The organism is Pantoea sp. EA-12 (assembly GCF_030053355.1).
In the GTDB taxonomy this organism is placed as follows: domain Bacteria; phylum Pseudomonadota; class Gammaproteobacteria; order Enterobacterales; family Enterobacteriaceae; genus Pantoea; species Pantoea vagans_C.
The window spans coordinates 33465-59886 of the sequence record NZ_JASGBY010000003.1; the positions used below are offsets into that span (position 1 = coordinate 33465).

Annotated in this window: 19 protein-coding genes; 8 read left to right on the top strand and 11 right to left on the bottom strand. The window is 55.7% G+C overall.

The annotated features are described in order from the left end of the window. Positions 1 to 106: 106 nt before the first annotated feature. The 4 genes from glnD (at position 107) to QMZ30_RS05480 (ending at position 5312) form a co-directional block, all read left to right on the top strand. Positions 107 to 2761 carry a bifunctional uridylyltransferase/uridylyl-removing protein GlnD gene (gene glnD, locus QMZ30_RS05465; RefSeq protein ID WP_283226645.1) on the top strand — a complete coding sequence of 885 codons (2655 nt, stop codon included), beginning with the start codon at positions 107 to 109 and terminating at the stop codon, positions 2759 to 2761. Between the two features lie 188 nt (positions 2762 to 2949). Next, on the top strand, positions 2950 to 3774 hold the full coding sequence (gene dapD, locus QMZ30_RS05470; RefSeq protein WP_058972680.1) for a 2,3,4,5-tetrahydropyridine-2,6-dicarboxylate N-succinyltransferase: 825 nt from the start codon (positions 2950 to 2952) through the stop codon (positions 3772 to 3774). Positions 3775 to 4069: 295 nt separating this feature from the next. Continuing rightward, a complete protein-coding gene (locus QMZ30_RS05475) occupies positions 4070 to 4462 on the top strand; it encodes a DUF3461 family protein (RefSeq protein WP_039331232.1) in 393 nt (130 codons plus the stop codon). A gap of 136 nt (positions 4463 to 4598) precedes the next feature. After that, positions 4599 to 5312 carry a FadR/GntR family transcriptional regulator gene (locus QMZ30_RS05480; RefSeq protein ID WP_058972681.1) on the top strand — a complete coding sequence of 238 codons (714 nt, stop codon included), beginning with the start codon at positions 4599 to 4601 and terminating at the stop codon, positions 5310 to 5312. Between the two features lie 2 nt (positions 5313 to 5314). On the opposite strand, the gene QMZ30_RS05485 is transcribed toward QMZ30_RS05480, so the two are convergent. The 4 genes from QMZ30_RS05485 to dgt all read right to left on the bottom strand — a co-directional run bounded on the left by QMZ30_RS05485 (position 5315) and on the right by dgt (position 11061). After that, positions 5315 to 6565 (bottom strand): alginate lyase family protein, encoded by a 1251-nt coding sequence (locus tag QMZ30_RS05485; protein WP_283226646.1) that lies wholly within the window; start codon positions 6563 to 6565, stop codon positions 5315 to 5317. Between the two features lie 25 nt (positions 6566 to 6590). Further along, on the bottom strand, positions 6591 to 7748 hold the full coding sequence (locus QMZ30_RS05490; protein WP_283226647.1) for a CdaR family transcriptional regulator: 1158 nt from the start codon (positions 7746 to 7748) through the stop codon (positions 6591 to 6593). Between the two features lie 234 nt (positions 7749 to 7982). Further along, positions 7983 to 9431 (bottom strand): serine endoprotease DegP, encoded by a 1449-nt coding sequence (degP, locus tag QMZ30_RS05495; protein ID WP_039331236.1) that lies wholly within the window; start codon positions 9429 to 9431, stop codon positions 7983 to 7985. Positions 9432 to 9567: 136 nt separating this feature from the next. Next, entirely contained in the window at positions 9568 to 11061 is a 1494-nt protein-coding gene (gene dgt, locus QMZ30_RS05500; protein WP_283226648.1) for a dGTPase, read from the bottom strand. A 98-nt stretch (positions 11062 to 11159) separates the two neighbouring features. Between dgt and mtnN the strand changes: the two genes are divergently transcribed. The 3 genes from mtnN to QMZ30_RS05515 all read left to right on the top strand — a co-directional run bounded on the left by mtnN (position 11160) and on the right by QMZ30_RS05515 (position 13018). Then, positions 11160 to 11858: a 5'-methylthioadenosine/S-adenosylhomocysteine nucleosidase gene (gene mtnN / locus QMZ30_RS05505; protein WP_283226649.1), complete on the top strand. Its 699-nt coding sequence runs from the start codon at positions 11160 to 11162 to the stop codon at positions 11856 to 11858. After that, positions 11851 to 12654 (top strand): vitamin B12 ABC transporter substrate-binding protein BtuF, encoded by an 804-nt coding sequence (gene btuF, locus QMZ30_RS05510; RefSeq protein WP_283226650.1) that lies wholly within the window; start codon positions 11851 to 11853, stop codon positions 12652 to 12654. Before mtnN ends, btuF begins: the two co-directional genes overlap by 8 nt. A 112-nt stretch (positions 12655 to 12766) precedes the next feature. Further along, positions 12767 to 13018 carry a hypothetical protein gene (locus QMZ30_RS05515; protein WP_039331244.1) on the top strand — a complete coding sequence of 84 codons (252 nt, stop codon included), beginning with the start codon at positions 12767 to 12769 and terminating at the stop codon, positions 13016 to 13018. Positions 13019 to 13052: 34 nt separating this feature from the next. Here the strand turns inward: QMZ30_RS05515 and erpA are convergent, their stop codons facing one another. Next, positions 13053 to 13400, bottom strand: a complete 348-nt coding sequence (gene erpA / locus QMZ30_RS05520; protein ID WP_034829523.1) for an iron-sulfur cluster insertion protein ErpA — start codon at positions 13398 to 13400, stop codon at positions 13053 to 13055. 223 nt (positions 13401 to 13623) lie between these two features. Here erpA and hemL point away from each other — a divergent pair, with 223 nt between their 5' ends. Further along, a complete protein-coding gene (hemL, locus tag QMZ30_RS05525) occupies positions 13624 to 14904 on the top strand; it encodes a glutamate-1-semialdehyde 2,1-aminomutase (RefSeq protein WP_039331246.1) in 1281 nt (426 codons plus the stop codon). A 105-nt stretch (positions 14905 to 15009) separates the two neighbouring features. Here hemL and fhuB read toward each other — a convergent pair whose 3' ends face one another. From fhuB to hrpB, 6 genes are all read right to left on the bottom strand, one after another. Next, positions 15010 to 16986 (bottom strand): Fe(3+)-hydroxamate ABC transporter permease FhuB, encoded by a 1977-nt coding sequence (fhuB, locus tag QMZ30_RS05530; protein ID WP_283226847.1) that lies wholly within the window; start codon positions 16984 to 16986, stop codon positions 15010 to 15012. Continuing rightward, complete coding sequence (gene fhuD, locus QMZ30_RS05535) at positions 16986 to 17864, bottom strand: Fe(3+)-hydroxamate ABC transporter substrate-binding protein FhuD (protein ID WP_283226651.1); 879 nt, start codon at positions 17862 to 17864, stop codon at positions 16986 to 16988. The genes fhuB and fhuD overlap by 1 nt, the downstream gene beginning before the upstream one ends. A 9-nt stretch (positions 17865 to 17873) precedes the next feature. Further along, positions 17874 to 18668: a Fe3+-hydroxamate ABC transporter ATP-binding protein FhuC gene (fhuC, locus tag QMZ30_RS05540; RefSeq protein ID WP_283226652.1), complete on the bottom strand. Its 795-nt coding sequence runs from the start codon at positions 18666 to 18668 to the stop codon at positions 17874 to 17876. A 111-nt stretch (positions 18669 to 18779) separates the two neighbouring features. Continuing rightward, on the bottom strand, positions 18780 to 20981 hold the full coding sequence (gene fhuA, locus QMZ30_RS05545) for a ferrichrome porin FhuA (protein ID WP_283226653.1): 2202 nt from the start codon (positions 20979 to 20981) through the stop codon (positions 18780 to 18782). A gap of 215 nt (positions 20982 to 21196) precedes the next feature. Beyond that, positions 21197 to 23725: a bifunctional glycosyl transferase/transpeptidase gene (gene mrcB, locus QMZ30_RS05550; RefSeq protein WP_283226654.1), complete on the bottom strand. Its 2529-nt coding sequence runs from the start codon at positions 23723 to 23725 to the stop codon at positions 21197 to 21199. Between the two features lie 223 nt (positions 23726 to 23948). Further along, complete coding sequence (gene hrpB / locus QMZ30_RS05555) at positions 23949 to 26420, bottom strand: ATP-dependent helicase HrpB (protein ID WP_283226655.1); 2472 nt, start codon at positions 26418 to 26420, stop codon at positions 23949 to 23951. Positions 26421 to 26422: the final 2 nt, after the last annotated feature.

A 26422-nucleotide genomic window follows, 5' to 3' on the forward strand; every position in this document is an offset into this window, starting at 1 on the left:
TTCTCCAACACAGTACCAAGCCGGCCAATAGCCTGTTATCCCTCGCGCAAGTGATGGGCATCAGGTTTAGAGTCGGCTTTTTTATGGCGCAGATTGAGGCATGTCGATGAGTGGTAGCGTGACCGAAGCAGTACACAAAGGCCTGACCGATTCCCCCGCCAGCTGGCCAGATGAAGCCCTGACCCGTGACAAACTAAAACTCTATCTTGAGCAATTCCAGCAGCATCTGGGCGTGGCCTTTGATGCGGGAACGGATGTGGAATCGCTGATTGATGTGCGTACGCTGTTTATCGATCGCTTGCTGCGCCGACTGTGGCGCTTCTATGGATTCGATAAATTAAAAGAGATTGCCCTGGTCGCGGTGGGTGGCTATGGTCGCGGCGAACTGCATCCGCTTTCCGACATTGATGTGTTGATCCTCAGTCGTCAGCCATTAGATGACGCCACCGCGCAGCGTACCAGCGAGCTGTTAACGCTGATGTGGGATTTGAAACTCGAAGTCGGTCACAGCGTGCGCACGCTGGAAGAGTGTTTGCTGGAAGGCTTATCAGACCTGACGGTAGCGACCAATCTGATTGAATCGCGCATGCTTACCGGCGATGTGGCTCTGTTCCTTGAACTGCAAAAGAACATTTTCAGTGATGGCTTCTGGCCATCTGCGCGCTTCTTCGCGGCCAAAATCGAAGAGCAGCAAGAGCGCCATCATCGCTATCACGGCACCAGTTATAACCTTGAACCAGACATCAAAAGCAGCCCCGGCGGCCTGCGCGACATTCATACCTTGCAGTGGGTGGCGCGGCGCCATTTCGGCGCCACCACTATGGATGAGATGGTCGGATTTGGCTTTATCACCGAAGCCGAACGCAATGAAATCAATGAGTGTCAGACATTCCTCTGGCGTATTCGCTTCGCCCTACATCTGACCCTGACGCGCTACGACAATCGCCTGCTGTTTGATCGCCAGCTCACCGTTGCCCAGCGGCTCAACTATCTGGGCGAAGGCAATGAGCCGGTTGAGCGCATGATGAAGGATTTCTACCGTGTGACGCGCCGCATTGGCGAACTCAATCAGATGCTTCTGCAGTTATTTGACGAAGCGATTCTCGCCCTCTCCACCACTGAAAAACCGCGCAGTATTGATGATGATTTTCAACTGCGCGGGAATTTGATCGACCTGCGCGATGCCACTCTGTTTGAGCGCGAGCCGCAGGCGATTCTGCGAATGTTTTACGTGATGGTGCGCAACGAAAACATCACCGGCATCTATTCCACCACGCTGCGCCAGCTGCGCTACGCGCGACGCCACCTGAAACAGCCGCTGTGTCAGATTGCGGAAGCACGCGAAACCTTTATGGCGATCCTACGCCACCCCGGCGCGGTGAAGCGTGCGCTGGTGCCGATGCATCGCCATAGCGTTCTGTGGGCCTATACGCCGCTGTGGGGCAATATTGTTGGCCAGATGCAATTTGACCTGTTCCACGCCTATACCGTTGATGAACACACCATCCGCGTGCTGCAAAAGCTTGAGAGCTTTGCCAATGAAGCCACGCGCCCGATGCATCCGCTGTGTGTGGAACTCTGGCCGCGCTTGCCGCAGCCTGAGCTGCTGCTAATGGCAGCTCTACTGCACGATATCGCTAAAGGACGCGGTGGCGATCACTCCATTCTCGGCGCGCAAGATGCGCTCGAGTTTGCCGAGCTGCATGGCCTTAACTCACGTGAGATGCAGTTGGTGGCCTGGCTGGTGCGCCATCATCTGCTGATGTCGGTGACGGCTCAGCGCCGCGACATTCAGGACCCCACAGTCATTCAGCAATTCGCAGAAGTAATGCAAAATGAAAACCGCCTGCGTTATCTGGTGTGCCTGACCGTTGCTGACATCTGCGCCACCAACGAGAGTTTGTGGAACAGCTGGAAACAGAGTCTGCTGCGTGAGTTGTTCTTTGCCACTGAAAAGCAGCTGCGTCGCGGTATGGAAAACAGCCCCGATTTGCGCGAGCGTGTTCGCCATCACCGCTTGCAGGCACTGGCGTTACTGCGCATGGAAAACCTCGACGAAGAACGGCTGCATCATATCTGGAGTCGCTGCCGTGCGGACTATTTCCTGCGTCATACGCCGAATCAGCTGGCATGGCATGCGCGCCATTTAATCGATCATGATCTCAGTAAACCGATGGTGCTAGTCAGCCCGCAGGCCACACGCGGGGGCACGGAAATCTTTATCTGGAGCCCAGATCGCCCTCATCTGTTTGCCGCGGTGGCAGGCGAACTCGATCGCCGCAACTTAAGCGTGCATGACGCACAAATCTTCACCAGCCGTGATGGCATGGCCATGGACACCTTTATTGTATTAGAGCCCGACGGCAGCCCGCTGGCCGCCGACCGTCATCCGATGATCATGCAGGCGCTGGAGCAGGCGATCACTCAAACCGAATGGGTACCACCGCGCACACGTCGCCAGTCGGCACGCCTCAAGCACTTCAGTGTGGATACCGAAGTGAATTTCCTGCCGACGCACACCGACCGGCGGAGTTATCTGGAATTGGTGGCGCTGGATCAGCCAGGTTTGCTGGCGCGTGTGGGGGAAGTGTTTGCCGATCTGGGCGTGTCACTGCACGGTGCGCGCATCAGTACGATTGGCGAACGGGTTGAGGATCTTTTCATCCTGGCGGACAGCGAGCGACGCGCACTTGATGTAGAAATGCGCAATGTGCTGAAAGAGAGGTTGACAGAGGCCCTTAATCCAAACGATAAACTGTGACCTACCCTTCATCATTCAAACTGTAGGCGCGTTGGCTCTCCTCGCTCGGCCTGGTCACATACTGATGTATGCTCCCAGGCACTCGCTGCGTGGCCGCCTTCCTACAGCCTGAATGATTTAGGGTAGGCAATAAATTACTCATGTCCGAATTTACGGACATTCCGCTATGACAGACTCAGGAATTAAATATGCAACAGTTACAGAGCGTTATCGAATCTGCCTTTGAGCGCCGCGCCGACATCACGCCTGCCAGCGTAGACAGCGCGACCCGTGAAGCCATCGAACAGGTGATTGGCCTGCTGGATAGCGGTGAGCTGCGCGTGTCTGAAAAGATCAACGGCGAGTGGGTAACGCATCAGTGGCTGAAGAAAGCAGTGCTGCTGTCTTTCCGCATCAATGACAACCAGGTCATTGATGGCGCTGAAACCCGTTTCTACGACAAAGTGCCAATGAAGTTTGCCAACTGGGATGAAGCTCGCTTCAAAAATGCCGGCTTCCGTGTCGTTCCTCCAGCAGCCGTGCGTCAGGGCGCATTCATTGCACGTAATACCGTACTGATGCCTTCTTACGTCAACATCGGCGCTTACGTTGATGAAGGCACCATGGTGGATACATGGGCAACCGTGGGTTCCTGTGCCCAGATCGGTAAAAACGTACACCTGTCTGGCGGCGTGGGCATCGGCGGCGTGCTGGAGCCACTGCAGGCTAACCCAACCATCATCGAAGATAACTGCTTCATCGGTGCACGCTCTGAAATCGTTGAAGGCGTGATCGTCGAAGAAGGTTCAGTGATCTCAATGGGCGTCTACATCGGTCAGAGCACCAAAATCTACGATCGCGAAACCGGCGAAGTGCATTACGGTCGCGTACCAGCAGGTTCTGTGGTGGTTTCAGGTAATCTGCCATCAAAAGACGGCAGCTACAGCCTGTACTGCGCCGTGATCGTGAAGAAAGTGGACGCGAAAACCCTGGCAAAAACCGGCATCAACGAGTTGCTGCGTACCATCGACTAAGCTTTCACACAGGTATTGCCTCCTGCCAACGGGTCCGTATTCGGGCCCGTAATTTTTTGTTTACACTCAGATGACAATTACCTGTTTCGCGCCGCGAATTAACAGGTGCGTTTATTTTTCAAACAGTTCATAATCCGCGCCAGTTAACTCCGGTCGCGCACTGTTCATCCCGGTTTTTGTGTCTACAGTTGATTAAGTATGCCGTAAGCGTTCCGGTTGCCGCGTTTTTTGCTGCATCCCGAATGATGATGATAGTCCTGCGCGCTCACCCACTCTTAGATGGAATATAAACGCTATGTACGACAACCTGAAAAGCTTAGGTATCAGCAACCCTGACGACATCGACCGTTACAGCCTGCGTCAGGAAGCCAGCAACGACATTCTGAAAATCTACTTCCGCAAAGACAAAGGTGAATTCTTCGCCAAAAGCGTGAAATTCAAATACCCACGTCAACGTAAAACCGTTGTCGCTGACCACACCAGCCAGGGCTATAAAGAAGTTCAGGAAATCAGTCCGAACCTGCGTTATGTGATCGACGAGTTGGATCAGATTTGCCAGCGTGACCAGGTTGAAGTGGATCTGAAACGCAAAATCCTCGCAGATCTGCGCCACCTGGAAAACGTGGTGTCGAATAAAATCGCTGAAATCGAGTCAGATCTTGATGAATTAACCCGTAACGGTCGTTAATTCCTGCCACGATTTTCAAGGCCAGCCTATGCTGGCCTTTTTGTTGGCTGAAATCAGTCTCTTCTTAGTCTCCCCGCGCTTTCTGAATCCCTGATGCCTGGTTACTATTGGTCTATGTCTGACTTCCGGTATGACAATGACCATGCAATTTGCAGCTATCACCTCCGGCCAACGCGGCCTTGATATCCATATTGCCAGTGACCTCGCGCGTAAAATCTTGTCTGGAACACTGAAAGTCGGTGATGTCCTTCCCAGCGAAGTCGAATTATGCGGGCGGTTTGGCGTCAGCCGCACTGCGCTGCGAGAAGCACTTAAACTGCTCTCGTCCAAAGGTTTACTGGAATCTCGCCCCAAACTCGGCACGCGCGTGCGAGAGCGCGCCCATTGGAATTTACTCGATGTGCAGTTGCTGGAGTGGATGGAAGGGATTGAATCGACGGAAGAGATGTATCAGCAGTTTTTAGCATTTCGCCAGGTTATCGAACCACAGGCAACGCGGCTGGCTGCCCTACACGCCACCCATGATCAACGTGTTGAGTTATCGCATTTGTTCCGCGAAATGAGCGCGATTTGCGCCGCCCAACCTTTTGACCTGGTGCGCTGGCTGGAAGCAGACAGTGCCTTTCATCGTCTTATTTTCCACGCCACGGATAATTGCTTCTTTACGCCGTTCGGCAATTTGCTGGCGACCACCTTCAAGTGTTTCTTCACCTGGCCGACCAGCGCACAAGAGATCTTTCTCGATGAGCACCGCAAAATCTATGAGGCGATCATGATGGGTGATGCCGATGCCGCCCAGCAAGCGTCCACCGTTTTAATGCTTCACAGCCCACGCACGCCCACCTCTTAAGGCTACCGCGGCAACGACAATAGCCAGGTGTCACGCTGCGCCTGCATCACCGCACCCTTTGAAGTGGATGTTTCGGCAAGCGACCAGCTTGCGTGGTCGATCCAGCGTTGGTAACGATGGCTCTTCAGGCTGTTATCCGCCAGCGACAACAGCGGAATCAGCCTGACGCTCACCCGCTCACGATTTTTCCACGGCCAGGGTTTACGGTCATCGCTGTAGGGTGCCATGTAATCCAGTGCATCGATCAGTGAACCGCCCTGCTGCTGGTAATGCCACAAATCTCCCGCCCCACTTCGCTGCGCCAGCTGTGCCACACTGGTCAACGCCTGCAAATTAAAATAGCTGTAATGGAAAGAGCGCGTGCGCGCCAGTTCAAATGGCTGGGTGCCGTCCACGTGGATCTGACCATCAATCTTTTGCCGTGTCAGTGCCACCATCTGCTTAATCACCTCAGGCTGCTGCAGATACCAAGCAATACCGGCAACCTGCGCAGCGTACCAACTTCCGTGATTGTTGGGCGCATCGCGTTCGCCCTGTGCCAGTTTGCTGTGCTGCAGCCAGTGCAGATAATCACGAAACCAGGCGTGCAGTGCGGCCTGATCCTGCGCTCGCCAGCCGGGGGAATCTTGCAGCAGCAATAGCGCATCTACCACGCGCGTGGCGAAATAGCGCCCATCCAGCACGCCGGTGTGCCTGCCTTGCGCTTTGCCCGGCACACCCTGCGCATAATTGAGGTTGGGGTTCATGCGGGTCGCAGGATCGATAAACCATGTCCGCGCCATGGATTGGGCTTTTGCCGCATAACGCGTTTCACCGGAAAAATACCAGGCCAGGGTGAGGGCCTGCAGATCGGCAGTAAAGCGCGCCAGACGAACGCCATCGCTTTGATCGTTTTTACTGGCAGGATTCACCTCTCCGTCATGGCGAATCCAGGGTAAGCCCGCCTCCTTCGCCGGATCCGGCCACCAGTAAGCACTCAGGCTGAGATAATCATGCCGCGATCCGCTGGGCGGCAACATCCCTTTTTGCGTAACGGAGGGGTTCGTCTGGTGCAGGGCGCGGTCGGCCGCGTGCTGCAACTGCTGCCACCCGGCTGCAGTCTGAGGTGCCGCGTTTTTGCTGTGCAGCGCTTCTCGCGTCTGCTGCAGCTGCTCGCCTGATAAGAATGCCAGCACCGGCGTCTGTGCCCGGCAAGACACCGCGATCGTCAAACCCAGCAGCAACCAAAGCGTCCGCGACATCAATGCATGCATTACCCTCTCCCTACCACTGCCATCACTAACTTTGCTCATCCAGCTGCAATGCAACGTACAGCAATAAACGATCGTCAAAATTACCCAGATTCAACCCGGTCAGCTCGGAAATGCGGTTGAGACGATATTCCAGCGTGTTGCGGTGAATAAACAGCGCCCGCGCAGTGGCACTGGGTTGCACATTATGGTTGAACCAGGCCACCAAGGTGCGGCGCAGTAATCCATTGTTGTCATTGGTTTTGAGCTTCGCCAGCGGCCGCGCCAGTTCGTTAGCTTGCCATCCGCCACGTAAACTATCCAACAACACGGGTAATACCAGATCCTGATAGAAGAAGCTGCGCTGTTCCGGCATACGCTGCTTGCCCACCATCATAGTGGTGCGCGCGGTGCGGTAAGAACGCGCAATGCTGCCAGGGCCGGTGAAAAAATTGCCCAGCGCAATGCGCATCCGCACCTGGCCGCTCTCTTTCATCCTTTGCAGCAGTTGATCGACACGCCGCCGATGATCGTCCTGATCGTAACGCCCATGCGCATTTAGCGCCGGTTTTAGCACCACCATTTCGGTGAGTGAGACAATGGCAATGAGATTGTCACGATCGGGCGTGGTGAGCAGCGTTTGCAACTGCTGCAATTCGGACATCGCACTATCAACGCCGAGCTGGCCGCTGTCCACTTCCACCACCGCCACCACACGCGGTTGATTGAGATCGATCCCCAAACGCTGCGCCCACTCACTCAATGCGGGCGAGAGCGTCTCGCTGCGAATCAGGTTGAGCACTAACTCCTCACGCAGGCGGCTATCTTGCGCCAGCATATGCAGCAATCGCGCTTGTTCCAGCATCATTTCTGCCGTCATACACACCAGTTCACCGTAGTGACGCAGCGCCGCGGGTTGCCCGGTCAAACCAATTACCCCGACGATGCCGCCATCGATCCGCAGAGGCAGATTAATGCCCGGCCGCACGCCGTGCAGATGTTTAGCCACGGCTTCATCGATGTCCACCACCCTTCCCTGTGATAGCACCAGCAGCGCACCTTCGTGCAATTCGCCAATACGCTCGCGATCGCCGCTGCCAATAATGCGGCCGCGCGCGTCCATCACGTTGACATTGCTGTCAATAATTTGCATGGTGCGGGCAACAATATCCTGAGCCAGTCGCGCATCGAGATGATAGGTGGCCATCAATAGCTCCAAAGATAAAGAGGAACAGACAGAATACGCATCCCCATCACGCCTGACATTGTGCAACTGCACATAGCCGGATGGATAATGCGGGAATTGAGGCGAGCGTCACATTGCGACACGGACATCTGCACAATTTGATACAAAGCATCGTGGTACTAATGCTAACGGCGTGGCGGGGTCAAAACGAAAAAAGGCGAGCCCAAGCTCGCCTGTGATCAACAACGTAAAACCTTACTGCATCAGCAGATAAAGGCTGCTGTCGCCGCGCTGCACGTTCAATGCCAGCACGGATGGCTTGGTATCGAGGATTTTGCGCAGTTCACCGAGGTTCGCGATGGCCTGCTGGTTGACGCCCATGATCACGTCACCTTTCTTCAGACCAATTCGCGCCGCCGCACTGCCCGCCTTCACGTTATCGACTCGCACGCCCTTCTGACCATTGCTATCGACATTGCTCAGGTCGGCACCTTCAATACCGGTGTAAATGGTGGCCGACTGCACTTTTTCCTGCGAGCTCTGCTGGAGTTCTACCGTGATATTCACGGGTTTGCCATCACGCAGCAGGCCCAGTTGCAGTTTGGTTCCCACTGGCAGTGAACCGACTTCGGCACGCAGTGCCGCAAAGCTGGTCAGCGGTTTACCATTCATCGACACCACAACATCACCGGCTTTCACACCCGCTTTTGCTGCCGCAGAGTTTGGCAACACCTGGCTGACGAAAGCACCGCGCTGCGCATCGACTTTCATCGCTTTCGCCAGTTCGGAGTTCAGCTCGGTGCCCATGATACCCAGTTCACCGCGTTTCACCTGGCCGTACTCGATCATTTGTGCGGTGAGGTTTTTCACCATCGCACTTGGGATCGCGAAGCCGATACCGATGTTACCGCCATCCGGTGCGAGGATCGCGGTGTTAATCCCGATCAATTCACCGTTCAGATTTACCAGCGCGCCACCGGAATTACCGCGGTTGATCGCCGCATCGGTTTGGATAAAGTTTTCATAATTTTCGACGTTCAAGCCGCTACGGCCCAATGCCGACACAATGCCGGAGGTGACCGTCTCACCGAGTCCGTACGGGTTACCGATCGCCACGGTGTAATCGCCTACGCGCAGATCGTCAGAATCGGCGATCTTAATGGCGGTCAGGTTCTTGGCATCCTGCAGCTGGATCAGTGCGATATCCGATTGCGGATCTTTACCAATCACTTTGGCGTCATAACGACGGCCATCACTCAACTGCACCTGAATTTTGGTGGCGTTGTCGACTACGTGGTTGTTAGTCACCACATAGCCTTTATCCGCGTTGATGACTACGCCCGAACCCAGGGCACGGAATTTCTGCTGCTGCGTGTTGGCTCCGCCGTCACCACCACCCTGGCTACCATCACCGCCGCCCTGGCACATCGGCGAGCTTTGGAATGGCGAACCGTCCTGGCAGAATGGCGAATTATCACCAAAGAATTGCTGGAATTGTTGCGGCATCCGCGGGGTTTTCACGGTGGTACTGCCTTCAACGCTGATACTCACCACGGAAGGCATCACTTTTTCCAGCATCGGTGCCAGGCTTGGCAACTGTTGGCTCGAGGAGGAAGCAGATTCCGCCGCGAAAACACTCACAGGGCTCAATGCCATGCCCAGACTAAGCGCCAGCGCACTTAACATTAAGGTGCTTTTTTTCATTTGTCTGTGTCTCTCTAAGATTTACGGCCAGACCATTGCTGTGGTCGTGATGGTGAGATTAAGTTTTTAGCGCGAAGTTCCTAATGAAGTTTTGGGCAAAGGTAAAAATTTATTCTTCATCTTTACAAAACTCGGATTATTCTACCGCCATCAAGCGACGATATTCATCCCACGCATAATTATCTGTCATACCGCTGATATAGTCCTGAATCAGACGCGAACGATAATAGCGCTCCCATAACAAGCGTTGATATTTATGCTCGACGATAAGCGCGCGCATCTGCTGTTGATACGCTTTGCGATGTTTTCCAGAAAGTTTATGAAACAGTCGCGTCTCAATAGGATGTTTCGGTAAAAAATCATCGTTCATCAACGTGGTAAACTGCTCGTAATCCAGCAACATCAATGACTGATATATTTCCAGCAGCCCTTTAATCACGCGATAACCCTGTAATTCCAGCTGCTCAACTTCAGGATGATTAAAGACTTGCTGACGTGCCACAGTTTTAAATAGCTTCAACAATCGGCCTTCATCGCCATCATCTTCCAGCAAAGCGTGGTTAAAACTGCCCTCGTAAATAGCAGGCAAATTATCCACAAAGCGGCGAACCGCATGACTCACCAACACATTTTGTACATTAACGCGTAACGACATAAAAAACTGGTCGCTGATACTGCGGCGTTTTTTCTGATTCGCTTCTTTCCAGGCTTCACCGACCGTGCGACTAAAGGCATCGCCACTATTTACCGGGCCCCAGGCGTTAAGCAAATATTTATACAGGGTTTCAACATTAAAAATATCTTTCTCAACGGCATCATCCAGATCGGCAATGCAATAGGAGATATCATCAGCGGCTTCCATTATCCACGTCAGCGGGAAACGATGATGTTCAGCCATATTGGTCGCCGCACGCAGGTCGGCAACATATTCGCGTTCAGATAAATAGAAACCGGGCTTCTTCATTAATACGCTAAATTCAGCCGGTTTATCGCCCTGCCACCATGCAGGGGCGGTATATTTCAGGATGCAGGCGACTTGGGCATAGCTCAGATTGAGTTGTAGCAGCGTATGCACCAGACGAATCGCTTGTGCATTACCTTCGAAGTGGCACAAATCCTGACGAATCATTGCATTCAGCTGGTCAAAATCAGCCCGCTGACTATCATCGGCAACGCCCGCCACCAGCGGATCCACCAGTTCAGCTGGCAGGTTATCATCGAACCAGTCATTAATCGCCGCTTCGCCGAAGTGACCAAATGGCGGGTTGCCAACGTCATGAAGCAGGCAAGCCATCTCTATCAGGCTTTCAAACGCCCCTTCAAACTCATCCAGACCATACTTTGCCAACCCACCGCCATGGGTCTTCAGGGCTTGCAGAATCTCTTTAGTGATGTAGCGCCCGGTTTGCTGTACTTCCAGCGAGTGAGTCAAACGCGAACGCACGGCGGCATTGCGCTCCAGGGGAAATACCTGGGTTTTTTGTTGCAGGCGGCGAATAGCCGCAGAGTTAATAATGCGCCCGCGGTCGCTTTCAAAGTGACGCGTAATAAAGTATTCGCCTTCCGGATCTTTGCGACTGGTATAAGGGCGGGTAAAACTGATCTTCTTCCTGAAATTGATCGTTGCCATCATGACCCCTTATTTTTTGGTGAATTCATCCTCAGTCAGCCATGGTAGACTATGCCTCACTTTTGAGGTTTACATCCATCATTACAGCGAGATTCTTTATGAAAGCAGGCATTATTGGCGCGATGGAGCAGGAAGTTACCCTGCTGCGTGACAAAATCGAAAACCGTCAGACACTGACGCTCGCCGGCTGCGAAATTTACACTGGTACGCTGAACGGTGTTGAGGTGGCTCTGCTGAAGTCAGGCATTGGTAAAACCGCAGCCGCACTCGGCACGACTCTGCTGCTGCAGCTGTGCAAACCGGATTTCATCATCAACACCGGTTCAGCGGGCGGTTTAGCGCCAACCCTGAAAGTGGGCGATATCGTGGTATCAGATGAAGTGCGTTATCACGATGCCGATGTCACCGCATTCGGATACGAACCGGGCCAGATGGCGGGTTGCCCTGCGGCATTCGCCGCTGACGAGAAGTTAATTGCTGCTGCTGAACAGGTCATTAAACAGCTGGACCTCAACGCCGTGCGCGGTTTGGTGGTCAGCGGTGATGCCTTTATCAACGGTGCTGAGCCGTTGGCGCGCATTCGTCATACTTTCCCGCAGGCGATTGCAGTAGAGATGGAAGCCACGGCAATTGCCCATGTTTGCCACCAGTTCAAGGTGCCATTTGTAGTGGTGCGCGCAATTTCAGACGTGGCAGATAAAGAGTCCCACCTGAGCTTCGATGAGTTCCTGGTCGTGGCGGCGAAGCAATCTTCCCTGATGGTAGAAAACCTGCTGGCACAGCTGGCGCGTGGCTAAGTATTGGCTGCTCGGGCTATTGCTGATTGGCAATAGCCTGCTTGCCGCGGTTCCTCGCGTTATTACCCTCGCCCCGCATCTTACTGAACTCGCTTTTGCTGCAGGTATTACGCCCATTGCGGTCAGTGCTTATTCGGATTACCCCGCCCAAGCCACTTCGCTTGAGCAGGTGGCGAACTGGCAAGGGATCAAGGTAGAACGCATCCTGCAACTGAAGCCGGATGTGGTGTTGGCATGGCGTGGCGGCAACCCGCAACGGCAAATTGAACAACTGCAACGTTTGGGTATTAAAGTCGAGTGGATTGATCCACAAACCATTGATCAAATGATCGATGCGCTGGCCGCATTGCAGCAATGGAGCCCGCAGCCCAATCAGGCCGTCTCCGCCGCGCAAGCACTGCGCGAGCAGGAGAACGCCCTGCGCAAACAGTATCAGCGACAGACGCCCACGCCACTGTTTATGCAGTTTGGTCAGCAGCCGCTGTTTACCGCTGCGCGGAATACCCTGCAAAACGACGTGATCACGCTGTGCGGCGGCAAGAATATCTTCGCCGATAGCAGCGTGAGTTGGCCGCAGGTGAGTCGTGAGCAGGTACTGGCTCGTCATCCGCAGGCGATAGTGATTGGCGGTGACAAGACTCAGGCCGCGAATATCGTGAAGTTCTGGCAGCCTCAACTGACGGTTCCGGTACTGGCGATTAACAATGACTGGCTCAGTCGACCGGGTCCACGTATCTTGCTGGCAGCAAAACAGCTGTGCCAAAATTTACATCCGGTGAAAAATAACACCAATTAAGACTAAAGATTCGGCAAAAATTGTCGAAAATCAAAATACAAGGCACGGCAGCCACGTATGCTCTGTGCCCTTTTTGCGCTAAGCGCAACTTTGACTTCACCAGGAATTAGACATGACCAGAGCCCTGCTGCTGGCCATAGGACTCGTGATGGCTGTACCTGTTGGTGCGGCGACGTCAACCGGTTCTATTGCCGTCACGCTGACCTTGTTCTCTCGTTGCGATATTTCGCGTCAGAATGAGCAAACGTTGCCATCGATCGATTGTGGGCGTCATTTCAGCGCACAGCCGCGCGTCACAGAAAGCATATTGAAAAAGAGTGCTAAACGGCAGGTGGCGTCACGATTAGTGACCGTTGAATGGTAGTCTCTGACCGCCAGAACGGCGGTCAGAAGCGGTATCAGATGCTGAAGGAAGAGCCACAACCACAGGTGGTTTTTGCATTGGGATTGGTCACGATAAAACGCGAGCCCTCCAGACCTTCGGTGTAATCCACAGAGCCGCCTACCAGATATTGCAGGCTCATTGGGTCCACCACCAGCGCCACACCCTGTTTCTCAATGGTCATGTCGCCGTCATTCATTTGATCGTCAAAAGTAAAACCATACTGGAAACCACTGCAACCGCCGCCAGTGATGTACACGCGCAGTTTCAGCTCTGGATTCTCTTCATCCGCAATCAGGTTTTTTACTTTTTTCGCTGCTGCTTCCGTGAATTGCAAAGGCAGTGCTGCTACGTCGTCACTCATCTTATACTCCGGGTAAACGTCCAGGTCAGAAAACAACCTCAATGCCACTATTATCTGCCAGCCGCCCAGTGCAATCAAGTGCCGTGCTTGACACTGTGTGCCGCCTGCGCTGCGTTAAAGTATAGCGTGACTCAGGGCTTTAGCACCGGAGCGCCTTTCGCCGCAGGCCGTTCTTCCTTAGAATGGCGCCAGAATTTTTTTCCAGAACAGCAGGAGCCGATCAATGAGTAAGTCAGAAAACCTGTATGCCGAAGCGCAACGCCTGATCCCTGGCGGGGTGAACTCCCCGGTACGTGCCTTTACCGGTGTGGGCGGCGTGCCGCTGTTCATCGAACGCGCCGACGGTGCGTATCTGTTTGACGCCGATGGCAAAGCCTATATCGACTATGTCGGTTCATGGGGACCGATGGTGCTCGGGCACAACAATGCCACCATCCGCAATGCGGTAATTGAAGCGGCATCACGCGGCCTGAGCTTCGGTGCGCCGACCGAGATGGAAGTCAAAATGGCGGAGCTGGTGTGTGAGCTGGTGCCAAGCATGGATATGGTGCGCATGGTCAACTCCGGCACTGAAGCCACCATGAGCGCCATTCGTCTGGCGCGCGGCTTTACCCATCGCGATAAAATCATCAAATTTGAAGGCTGCTACCACGGCCACGCGGATTGCCTGCTGGTGAAAGCCGGTTCCGGCGCGCTGACCCTGGGCCAGCCCAACTCGCCGGGCGTGCCCGCTGATTTTGCCAAACACACCCTGACCTGTACTTACAACGACCTCGCCACCGTGCGCGCGGCGTTTGAACAGTATCCAGAGGATATCGCCTGTATCATCGTTGAGCCAGTTGCCGGCAACATGAACTGCATTCCACCGCAGCCAGACTTCCTGCCAGGCCTACGTGCGCTCTGTGATGAGTTTGGTGCCCTGCTGATTATCGATGAAGTGATGACCGGCTTCCGCGTGGCGCTGGGCGGCGCTCAGGCCTATTACGACGTGACGCCAGACCTGACCTGCCTGGGCAAAATCATTGGGGGTGGCATGCCAGTGGGCGCCTTTGGTGGACGCCGTGATGTGATGGAAGCGCTGGCACCGACCGGCCCGGTTTACCAGGCGGGAACGCTCTCAGGTAACCCGATTGCCATGGCTGCCGGTTTCGCTTGCCTGACGCAAATTGCCCAACCGGGTACGCACAGCACCTTGACCGACCTGACCACTCAGCTGTCTGAAGGTTTGCTGGCGGCGGCTAAAGCAGAAAATATCCCGCTGGTGATCAACCACGTTGGCGGCATGTTCGGTATTTTCTTCACTGAAGCGGACAGCGTGACCTGCTATGCCGATGTGACAAAATGCGATGTCGAGCGCTTTAAGCGCTTCTTCCATCTGATGTTGGCAGAAGGGGTATACCTTGCGCCATCCGCCTTTGAAGCGGGCTTTATGTCGCTGGCGCACAGCCAGGAAGACATTCAGCGCACCATTGATGCCGCACGTCGTAGCTTCGCTAAGCTGTAAGCTTCTGTCGCCATTAATCGCGTAATGCATCTCAGCTGAGCGCTTTCTGGTCGCCATAAATGGCAACCCTACGACGATCGAGCGCGGTTTTCGTAGGGTGCGCATTTATGCGCGGCGTAACAACCAAATAAAATAGGGTGCACCGAAGAAGGTGGCCATCAGCCCTGCCGGGATTTGATCCGGGAACGCCAGCATTCTGCCGCACCAGTCGGCAAACACCATTAAACCTCCCCCCAACAATCCTGCCATCAGCACTTGCGGTAGCGCACGACGGAACCCCAGCATACGCACAATATGCGGTGCCATCAGGCCGACAAAACTGAGTGGTCCAATGGTCAGCGTGGCCGTTGCGGTCAGTGCCGCCGCCAGCAACAGCAGACTCAATCGCGATCCCGTTAACGCCATACCTGCCGACCGTGCCGTGGCACTCCCCAGCGGCAGCAGCGTTAGCCAGCGGCTGGCCAGAGGTGCCAGAGCAATCAAAATCATCCCCACCACCGCGCTTTGTACCGCCTGCTGCAGACTGATGTTGTAGGTCGAGCCGGAAATCCAGGTTAGCAAGCCACTCATACGTGGATCGCCGCTGGCCATCAGCACCATCAAAAGGGTGACAAAGGCGCTGTTCAGCGCCATGCCCGCCAGCAGCATACGTTCGGGTGAGAAGCCACCACGGCTGGCCACCAGCATGATGATCAGCAGCGTCAGGGCGGCTCCCAACGCACCTGCAGGCAGCAACCACGCCACCGCATCACCGGGAACAAAGAACATCATCACCACGGCACCGCATGCTGCCCCTGAGCTAATCCCTAACACTTCCGGGCTCGCCATTGGGTTACCGGTGAGACGTTGGATCAATGCGCCCGCCACGCCCAGCATCATCCCGACCACCAGCGCGGCCAGCACGCGCGGTGCACGCCACGGCAACAGTTGATGCAACATCTCGCCGCTGACCCACGTCCAGCTATGCGCATCGCGGCCAAATGTCAGAGCGACAGCGCCCAACAGCGCCAGCATCGCCACGCCAAACAGACACCAGCGCACGACGTTTTGCCGCTCTGCCGGGACCTTATCCCCCATGTTCATCGCCGGGGGGACTGAACCGGTGCGCAAGCGCGGCAACAACCACAGCAGAATCGGCACGCCAATCAGCGCCGTCGCAGTGCCAGTTGAAACCTCACGCCAGTGGCTGGTGAGCCACAGTACGCACTGATCGGCCAGCCACAGCAGCAGCGCACCAATCAGTGGTGCGAGCAGCATGCGGCTTAACAAGCGACGGCCTCCCAGCATTTTCGCCAGCAGCGGCGCAAACAGACCGATAAAGCCAATGATGCCCGCCACATTCACCAGTTGTGCACTGAGCAGGATCGCCAGAGCCAGCGCACCGATACGCGCCGCTGACAGTGCCAGACCAAGATTTTTCGCCACGCCATCGTCCAGCCCCATCAGAGTCAACGGACGTAGCAGCGCCAGCGCCACCACAAAGGCCAGCAGCAGGCGCGGCCACAACATGGCCACGCTGTGCCCATCCATCTGATTCAACGCGCCCGTGCTCCACAAGAACATGTTCAGCAGCTGATCATGATTGAAGATGGCAAAGATTTGATTCACCGAGCCGGCATAGAGGCTGAGCACCAGCCCGGCAAGGATCAGCGTCACGGGTGACAAACGTTTTCCCCACGCGACACCAAACACCAGCACACCGACCAGCACCGCACCGCCCATCGCCGCAAACTGTTGCGTCAGTTCCCCACCCGGCAGATGCCAAAGCGTGGCGACGGTAATGCCCAACTGGGCGCCCGACGACACGCCAAGCGTGGTGGGTTCCGCCAGCGGATTACGCAGGACCTGCTGGAACAGCAAGCCCGCTAAGCCGAGGCCCGCCCCGACCAGCAGCGCCAGCGCCAGACGCGATAGCAAACTGTGGTGAAACACCACTTGCTGGATATTGTTGATGTCTGGCGCAATGATCGCCTGCGACCACTGCGCCGTTGGCAGTGCTTCACTCAGGTTGATATAGGTTAACGCCAGTGCCAGTAAAAATAGGCTACTCAGTAGCACGACAGGAAAGAGACGATGGCGCATCATTGCGACTCCAGCGCGTGTTCCAGCACGCGAATAAACTTCAGCGCCGAGTAGGTCGCGCCGTAATACCACACTGCAGGCACGCGCTGGAAACGGCCAGTGCGGATAAACGGCAGCGCCTGCCACAGCGCCGTTTTCATCACGCGCTGCATATCACGATCGTTGTCGTGATCGAAGCAAATGACCTGCACGTCGCCCACGTTAGCCAAACGTTCAAGCCCGACTACCGCGCTGCCCCAGAAGTTGGTTTCACCGTGCCAGGCGTTGGTCAGGCCAAGGCTCTCCATCACTTCCAGGAACAAGCTATTGGCACCAAAGGTAATGGCGTGACGGCTGTCCATCAGTGACATCAATAATATCGGGCGACTCGCCCAGGGTTTAAGACGCTCACGCGCCGCCGCGAGCTGCTCATCGAGGTACTGCAAATGCAACACCGCTTGCTCTTCTCGCCCCAGCCGTGCGCCCAGTGCATGCAACGAATTGCGCGCCGTGGTTAACGGTTTGCCGTCACCGCTGTTGAGATCAAAACCCATGGTCGGCGCAATGCGTTGCAGCTTATCCAGCGCCGGACCGTAGCCGTTGGAATGCAAAATCAGTGAAGGTTGCAGCTGCGTCATCAACTCCAGATTGGGTTCGGTACGCAAGCCAAGATCGATGGTGTTGGCGGGCAGCTGCGGCTCGCCCACCCAAATCCTGTAGTTACGCAGATCGGCTACCCCCAGCGGTGCCACGCCGAGCGCCATCATTAACTCAACGGGTAACCACTCCAGCGCCAGAATCCTTTGCAGATCGGGCTGAGACGCGCGTAATGGCGCAACGTTCATCAGGGGCGAAAGTGCCAGCGCCGTCAGTAAGCGACGACGGGAAATGTCAAACATGGCGAGGCCTCAGTAAACAAAACTGACGGGTGCACCGCCCTGTGGATGAGGCAGAATGCCCATCGGAATACCGTAAATATTGCCCAGCACATCGGCCTGCATAATCACCTCAGGCCCGCCTTCGGCAATCATCTCACCGCTGCGCAATGCCACCAGACGATCGCAGTAACGCGCTGCCATGTTGATATCGTGCAGTACCGCGATCACCGTTAACCCGCGCTCACGGCTCAGGCGCTGAATCAATGCCAGCACATCAACCTGATGGGCGATATCCAGCGCAGAGGTGGGTTCATCCAGCAGCAGACAACGGCTGTTTTGCGCCACCAGCATCGCTAACCAGGCACGCTGACGCTCGCCGCCTGACAGGCTGTCCACCAGACGTCCCGCGAAAGGTTTCAGCCCCACCAGCGTAATCGCCTCTTCCACGCGGTCACGATCTTCCTGACCATAACGCCCCAGCGCGCCATGCCAGGGATAACGACCAATCGCCACCAGTTCGCGCACCGTCATGCCTTCTGCGGCAGGTAACTGTTGCGGTAAATACGCCACCTGACGCGCAAAATCTTTGCTGCCCCAGTGATAGACCGCCTCGTTATTCAACAGCACCCGGCCTTCACTCGCCGCATGATGACGCCCAAGCATTTTCAACAGCGTGGATTTACCCGAACCGTTATGACCAATCAGCGCCGTGACTTTGCCCGGTGCGAAGGTCAGCGAGAGGGGATGCAACAGCGTGCGCCCAGGCACGCGAAAGCTGACGTTATCCAGCGTGAAGGTGGTTTCTGCGTGGTGCGGATGCTGCATGGTAATCCCTGGTTGATTAATTCATTGCACATCGAATTCTGTAGGGGCGACCCTTGGGCCGCCCCTTTGCCAGTCTGAGGGCGGCCTGAAGGCCCCCCTAAACTCTTGTGGTTAGAAACGGAAGGTCGCCGTACCGACGATCTGACGCTCAGCGCCCCAGTAGCAAGCGTAATCACGGTAGCAGCTGGCAACGTATTCACGGTCGAACAGGTTGTTGATGTTCACACCCACGGTTGAACCCGGCAGACCGAAACGACCGAGGTCATATTTCAGCGCAGCGTCCACTGTGGTGTAACTCGCCACCGCAAAGTTCTGATTGGCGTTATCTCCGCTTGCGTACAAGCCCTGGCTTTCACCGACATAACGCACACCTGCACCCAAGGTCACACCAGACAACGCCGTCTCATGGAAGGTGTAATCACCCCATAGCGATGCCATATGCTTCGGCACCTGAACCGGCGTTCTGCCCTTCAGCAGCGTGTCTTCGGTGTATTCCGCGTCGGTGTAAGTGTAAGACGCCGTCATGTTGATGTTGGCGTTCAAGGCCGCTTTCGCTTCCAGCTCAACACCGCGCGAACGAATTTCACCGCTCTGTACGCTGAAGTTAATATTGTTCGGGTCTGGCGTCAGGTTCTTGGTTTTGGTCAGCTGATAGATCGCCCCCGTAATCACAATTGGACGATCTTTCGGAACGTATTTCACCCCAGCTTCATACTGCTTCGCACGGGAAGGATCGAAGGTTTCACCGCTGGCTGTGGTACCCGCCGTTGGGATAAACGATTCGCTGTAGCTGAAGTACGGCGCAACACCGTTATCAAAGACGTAGTTCAGACCGCCACGCCAGGTGAAGGCCTGGTCATGGTTCTTCTCTTCGGTGTTGCCATTGCGATTCAGTGCTGAAGTCATCGCATAATCGTAACGGCCACCTAAGGTCAGCACCCAGCGGTTCCACTCCATCTGATCTTGGGTGTAGAGACCGGTTTGCTCTTGACGATTCAGATACTGGTAAGGGAATGGCGTGCCAATGATGGCATCGTTACCGTACTGAGGATTAATCGCACTGATTGGGGAGGCTGAGCCAAATGCCGCATCAATATCATTACGGGTGCGCTGATAATCCACACCCATCAGCAAAGTATGGTCTACTGCACCGGTGCCAAATTTAGCCTGTGCCTGAGTATCAACCGCAAATTGATTCAACTTCTCATCAGAAGCCGCTGAACCACGGGTAATTTCATTCGTCACCGCGTCGAAGCCATTACCGTAGATACTGCGATAATTGGTTCTTAAATCCGCGTAGCGCAAGTTCTGGCGCACTGTCCAGGTGTCGTTAAAGCTGTGTTCGAAGTTGTAGCCCACCATCTTGGTGTTACGCGAGATCTTGTTGCTGTCTTCGCCTTCATCAAAATTGGTCGGCAGTTTGTAGCTGCTGCCATCCGGACGCGTGATCCCTACAACTGTGCCCTGACGTGGCAGCCAGCCGTAATAACCGGTTTCAGGCTCGTTCTGGAAGTAGGTCAGCAGATCAAAACGGGTATTGGCATCTGGGCGCCAGCTGAACGAAGGCGCGATGGTGTAACGCTTCTCTTTGTTCATCTCCTGCTGCGCATCGGCGCTGCGGGCCAAGCCGGTCAGGCGATAGCTGTAAACGCCGTCATCATCCAGCGAACCACCAAAATCGAAACCGGTTGAGAACAGGTTGTCGGTGCCCATCTGGAACTGCACTTCGCGCAGCGTTTCCTGCGTGGGTCGCTTGCTTACCAGTGAGACCACGCCGCCAGGGTTACTTTTGCCATACAGAACAGAAACCGGACCGCGCAGCAGTTCGGCGCGCTCCAGGAAGTAAGGATCGATAGCGAACTCAGAGTAGTTATCACCCTGCAATTTCAGGCCATCAAGATATTGGTTGGTGTTGGTTTCGCTGAAGCCACGAATTGACAGCGCATCGATCACATCAGAGCTGCCTCGGTTGCCGGTCAACACGCCAGGCGTGTAGTTAAACGCGCCTTTAACGCTGGTGACGGCATGCATTGCCATCTCTTCCTGCGTTACCACCGACACAGACTGCGGGTTCTTCTCAATCGGGGTATCGGTTTTGGTGCCGGTCGCACTGTGCTTGGCGGCAATGGTCGGTGCCGGGCCCCACGCGCTCTCCTGCGCTACGGTGTTACCGCCATTGGCCGTCACCACCACGGTATCTTCTGCCAGCGCCTGTGCGCTCAGCGTGCCCAGTGTTAAAGAAATCAATAAAGCGAGCGGACGACGGGAAGTCGCAGCACGTGGAGAACAAGGATTGGAATTTCGCGCATTCATAAAAGGATCTCTCAAAAAAAAGGGAACAATGCAGGCGAATGAAAACGATAATGATTATTAGACGCACGAATTTTAGGCGAAGTCCGGCAAGATCCGCAAGAAGTAATGCCTGATGGCGGTGCGTTTGCGACCAGTTCGTGCAAGTCTATGATCGCGATTAATAAATCGCAGACATGAAAAAGGGCGCCGAAGCGCCCTTTGTTTAATGCCGATAACTACTTGCTGCCAAACATATCCTTGATCCAACCCGCTACGCCGTCAGCGTCTTTCTGTTCATCCTGCGGCTGTTGCTGTTGCTGCTGTTGTTGCTGCTGGACCTGCTGCTGCTGAATTTGCTGTTGCTGCTGTTGGCAAAGCGCATTGGCATCCAGTGTCCACACTGGCATTGAACGCCAGGTGCTGCTGCCCGAACCGCAAACAAAGTTACCGGCAGAATCGACGTTCATCTGCGTGATATCTTCTGGCGGGGTCAGTTGCAGTGGCATCGGTGCCTGGTTATCGAGGTAACGACGATAAATCTGCATCGCACCGCTCGCACCATACAGCTTCGAGCTTTGGTTGTTGTCGCGGCCCACCCACGTGATCGCCACTTCTTTGCCATCGATACCGGCAAACCAGCTGTCGATCAGATCATTGGTGGTACCGGTTTTCCCAGCCAGATGGGCATTCGGGTAACGCGCACCAATCGCCCGCGCCGTACCGTGATCTACGACCTGCTGCATACCGTACAAGGTCAGATAAGCGGCCTGCGCCGGCTCCACACGCTGGGCCTGCGGGAAGCTCTGATACAACACAGTGCCATCTTCTGCGATCACCGAACGCACCGCTGACAGATCGGCACGGTTACCGCCGCTGGCAATAGACTGGAACGCCTGAGCCGCTTCAATCGGCGTCAGGTTCAGCGCACCCAGCAACATGGCTGGCACCGGGTTGAGCTGATCTTTGCCCACGCCCAGCTTGGTCCAGGTATCGACAACCGAAGCCAGCCCCAGCGTCATCCCCAGGTTTACGGTCGGGACGTTCATTGAGTTAGTGAGCGCATCCACCAGCATCACTTTTCCGCTGAAACGCTTATCGTCATTCATCGGCTTCCAGACAGAACCGTTTGGCTGCTTCAGCGCAATCGGTTCATCTGCCAGCCAGGTGTTGAGACGATAGCTGTTCGGCTGACTCAACGCAGTGAGATAGGTTGCTGGCTTAGCCAGTGAACCAATCGAGCGACGCGCCTGCAGTGCACGGTTGTAACCCGCAAACTGCGGATCGGCACCACCGACCATGGCGCGTACTTCGCCGCTGAAGCGGTCCACCACCACCATCGCCGTTTCCAGATCCTTCAGTCCGCGCTGTTTTTTCAGCGCAGGAATACCTTCTTCCACCGCCTTTTCAGCCGCATCCTGTGAGATTGGATCCAGCGTGGTGAAGATCTTCACGCCGGACATATCTTTCACTTTATCGCCCAGCTTGGCCTGCAGTTCGTTGCGCACCATCTGCATAAACGCAGGCTGAGGGGTGATCACTCCCCCTTTCGGCTGCACACCCAGCGGACGTGCCGAGAGCATGTCGTACAGCTCCTGGTCGATAACGTTCTGCTGTTGCAGCAGGCGCAGTACCAGATTACGACGCTCCAGCGCCAGTTTCGGGTTGCGCCACGGGTTATACAGCGAAGCCCCTTTCACCATGCCGACCAGCATCGCCTGCTGATCGAGGCTCAGTTCATCCACCGGACGCCCGAAGTAGTACAGGCTCGCCAGCGGGAAGCCACGGATCTGATCGTTACCCGCCTGGCCGAGGTAAACCTCGTTGAGGTAAAGCTCAAGGATGCGATCTTTGCTGTAACGCGCGTCCATGATCACGGCCATGTAGGCTTCACGCGCTTTACGCCACAGTGAACGCTCGTTGGTCAGGAACAGGTTTTTCACCAGCTGTTGCGTCAAGGTACTGCCGCCCTGCACCGCTTTACCTGCGGTGATGTTGGCGAGGAACGCACGGCCAATCGAGTAAGGGCTGATGCCATCATGCTCGTAGAAGTGGCGGTCTTCGGTGGCAATCAACGTGCTGACCAGCAAATCAGGGAAGCCCGCGCGCGGCACAAACAGACGCTGCTCACCGTTCGGTGACTGCAACATGGTGATCAAACGCGGATCGAGGCGGAAGAAGCCAAAATCACGTCCGGTATCGAGGTTTTTAATCTCGCTCAGTTCGTTATTGCTAAACGTCAGACGCGCATTGATCTGCCCCTCTTTGCTGTCCGGGAAATCAAACGGACGACGCAGCAGGTCAATGGTATTGCCTTTGACACTGAACTCACCCGGACGGGTAATGCGCGAGACTTCGCGATACTGCGTGCCTTCCAGCAGCGCAATCATCTCTTTTTTGTCGTACGACATTCCCGGTTCAAGGCTTACCATACGGCCGTAAACGGCGGCTGGCAGTTGCCACACTTTACCGTCGATGCGGCTGCGGATTTCTGAGTCGAGATAGACGCCCCAGGCGGCCATCACCACAACAAAGACCAGGAAGAGCTTGATCAGCCAGCCTAACCAACGACGTTTGCCGCGTGGCGGACGTTTTCCTTTACCTTTACCTTTTGCTGGCACCGGCGCACTCTCCTCATCATCTTCGTCAAAATCGTCCTGATCGATATCATCATCAAGTTCCCTGCGGCGACCCCGACGCGCAGTGCTGCGCGGCGGCTTTGGCGCTTTTCCTTTGCGCCCAATAGGTTCGCGATCGTTCCCAGACATGCTTTTATTCTCCAGGCATAGCTACGGCTGCGGCCGTTACTCTATATACTTCATACTTCAATTTGCAGGTGCGTTGGCTGCTCTCGCTCACCCGAATCACTTACATAAGTAAGCTCATCGGGATTCTCTCGTTTACCGCCTTCCTGCAAATCGAATTATTTAGTCTACAACTGCTTTATCGTGCTGCGCATGGCAGAACCCTCTGAATTCGATCCACAGAGTGTCACGATGAAAATTTCTTGGTTCGCCTTGTCGGCAAGGCGTTGGCCGGATCGTCGGGCCAGAGATGTTTGGGATAGCGCCCTTTCATCTCTTTCTGCACCTCAGGCCAGGCACCTCGCCAGAACGCCGCGAGATCACGGGTGATCTGCAACGGACGCTGTGCCGGTGAAAGCAGCTCCAGTACCAGCGGAATACGCCCTTCGGCCACCGCAGGATTGTGTGCCTCACCAAACATCTCCTGAATGCGCACTGCCAGCGCAGGGGGTTTATCCAGCGCGTAACGGATGGGCAGGCGACTTCCGGTCGGCACAGTGTAATGAGTTGGCAGCACAGTATCCAGCCGCTGACGTTGTGACCATGTCAGCAAATGTAATAATGCACTGACAAGACTGACGCTTTGCAGGCTTTTGAGATCGCGCACCGCGCCCATCTCCGGCAGCAACCAACGCTCAAGTGAATCGAGCAGCGTGTCGTCGTCCAGCTGCGGCCACGCCTCTTCGGGCAGCCATTCAGCCGCACAGTGTAAACGCAGACGCAGCTGTTCCGCTTCCGGTGTCCAGCCGAGTACTGAGAGCCCTTTTTCACGGATCCAACGCAGCATCGCCGGATGTAAAATATCCGCTTCCGGACGCGCCTGCGGTTGCGCTTTTAGGACCAGCGAACCCACGAGTTCACGCTTCCAGGCACGCAGTGTGCCCTTCTCTTCGTCCCATTCCACATCAATACGTTGTGTCACCAGGGCCGGACATTGCTGGCGCAGCTGTGCCATATCCACCGGCAACGCCATCAGGATGCGCGCATCGGCGGCGCTGGCACCTTGCAACAACGTAGGGGCAATCAGCCATTCGTTTCGACTCAGGCCATCCTGTTCATCCAGCATCGCGCCAAGGCCGTTTGCCAGTTGATAGCGGGCACTGTCGCCGCGACGCAGCGCCAGGCGGTCGGCAAAACCCGCCACCAGTAACGCCGGAAACAGATCGGGATTGACCTTGCCACTGCTGGCATTCAGCCGTTGCTGCCACTGGCGCGCGCGGCGCTGCCAGTGCGGCTGTGGTCGATTGAGCGCATCTCGCAGATCGGCGCTGCCACTGCGTGGGGGATCTTCCAGAATTGCCACCAGCAAGGCTGCACTCGCAATCGCATCACTGTCTTGCGCGGCACTTAATATCGCGGTCAAGCGCGGATCGCTCCCCAGCCCTGCCATTTTACGCCCACGCGCATTTAGCTTATCGCCATCCAGCGCGCCTAAGCGGGTAAGCAACGCACTGGCCGCGCGTAGGCTGCGCGCGGGCGGCGCATCCAGCCATCTCAGCTGCGACGCATCCTGGCAGCCCCACTGCAGTAAATCGATGTGCAACGAGGCGAGATCGCTGTTGAGTATTTCCGGCTCACTTTGTGCGGCGGCACGCATCGCTTGCTCTTGCGGCAATAAATGCAGGCAAATACCCGGTTCAAGACGACCGGCACGTCCGGCGCGCTGCGTCATGGAGGCCTGGCTAATGCGCTGCGTTTGCAGCCGCGTGACGCCGCTGCGCACGTCGAACTGGGCCGAGCGTTCAAGTGCGCTATCCACCACTAACCGGATGCCTTCAATGGTCAAACTGGTTTCGGCGATATTGGTGGCAAGCACCACTTTACGTCGACCATTCGGTGCAGGCAGGATGGCGCGCCGCTGTGCCTCCAGGGATAACGCGCCATATAAAGGAGAGAGATCAACATCTTCACCAACGCGTGACGCCAGTTCACGCTTCACACGCTCAATCTCGGCCACACCGGGCAGAAAAAGCAGCAGTGAACCGGATTCTTCCCGCAGCAGTTGCGCCACTTCACGCGCTACCGCTTCTTCAAAACGTTGCTGCGTATTGAGCGAGGCATAGCGCCGTATGACAGGAAAACTGCGCCCTTCAGAAGCGATAAAGGGAGCATCAGGCAGCAGCTGACGCAGGCGATCGTTATCCAGGGTCGCGGACATCAGCAAAATTTTCAGGTCATCCCGCAACCCTTGCTGCACGTCCAGCAGCAAGGCCAACGCTAAATCTGCCTGCAAACTGCGTTCATGGAATTCATCGAGGATCACCAGCGATACGCCTTCCAGCATCGGATCGCGTTGCAACATGCGCGTCAGAATACCTTCCGTCACCACTTCAAGACGCGTATTGGGACCACAGCAATTCTCACCGCGCATGCGGTAACCCACGGTTTCCCCAGGCTGTTCACCCAGCCCTTCCGCTAATCGTTGTGCCACGTTGCGAGCCGCCAGACGACGAGGCTCCAGCATGATAATGCGCCCCAGCAACCGTGCTTTTTGCAGCAGTTGTAAGGGTAGCCAGGTGGATTTCCCCGCTCCGGTGGGTGCCGCTAACAAGACCTGCGGCGACTGCGCTAGCGCCTCCAGCAATGCAGGTAGCACCTCGCTGACCGGTAATTCACTCACACTCAACTCCCACTGCGCCTGTGCTAAGATGGCGCGCATTG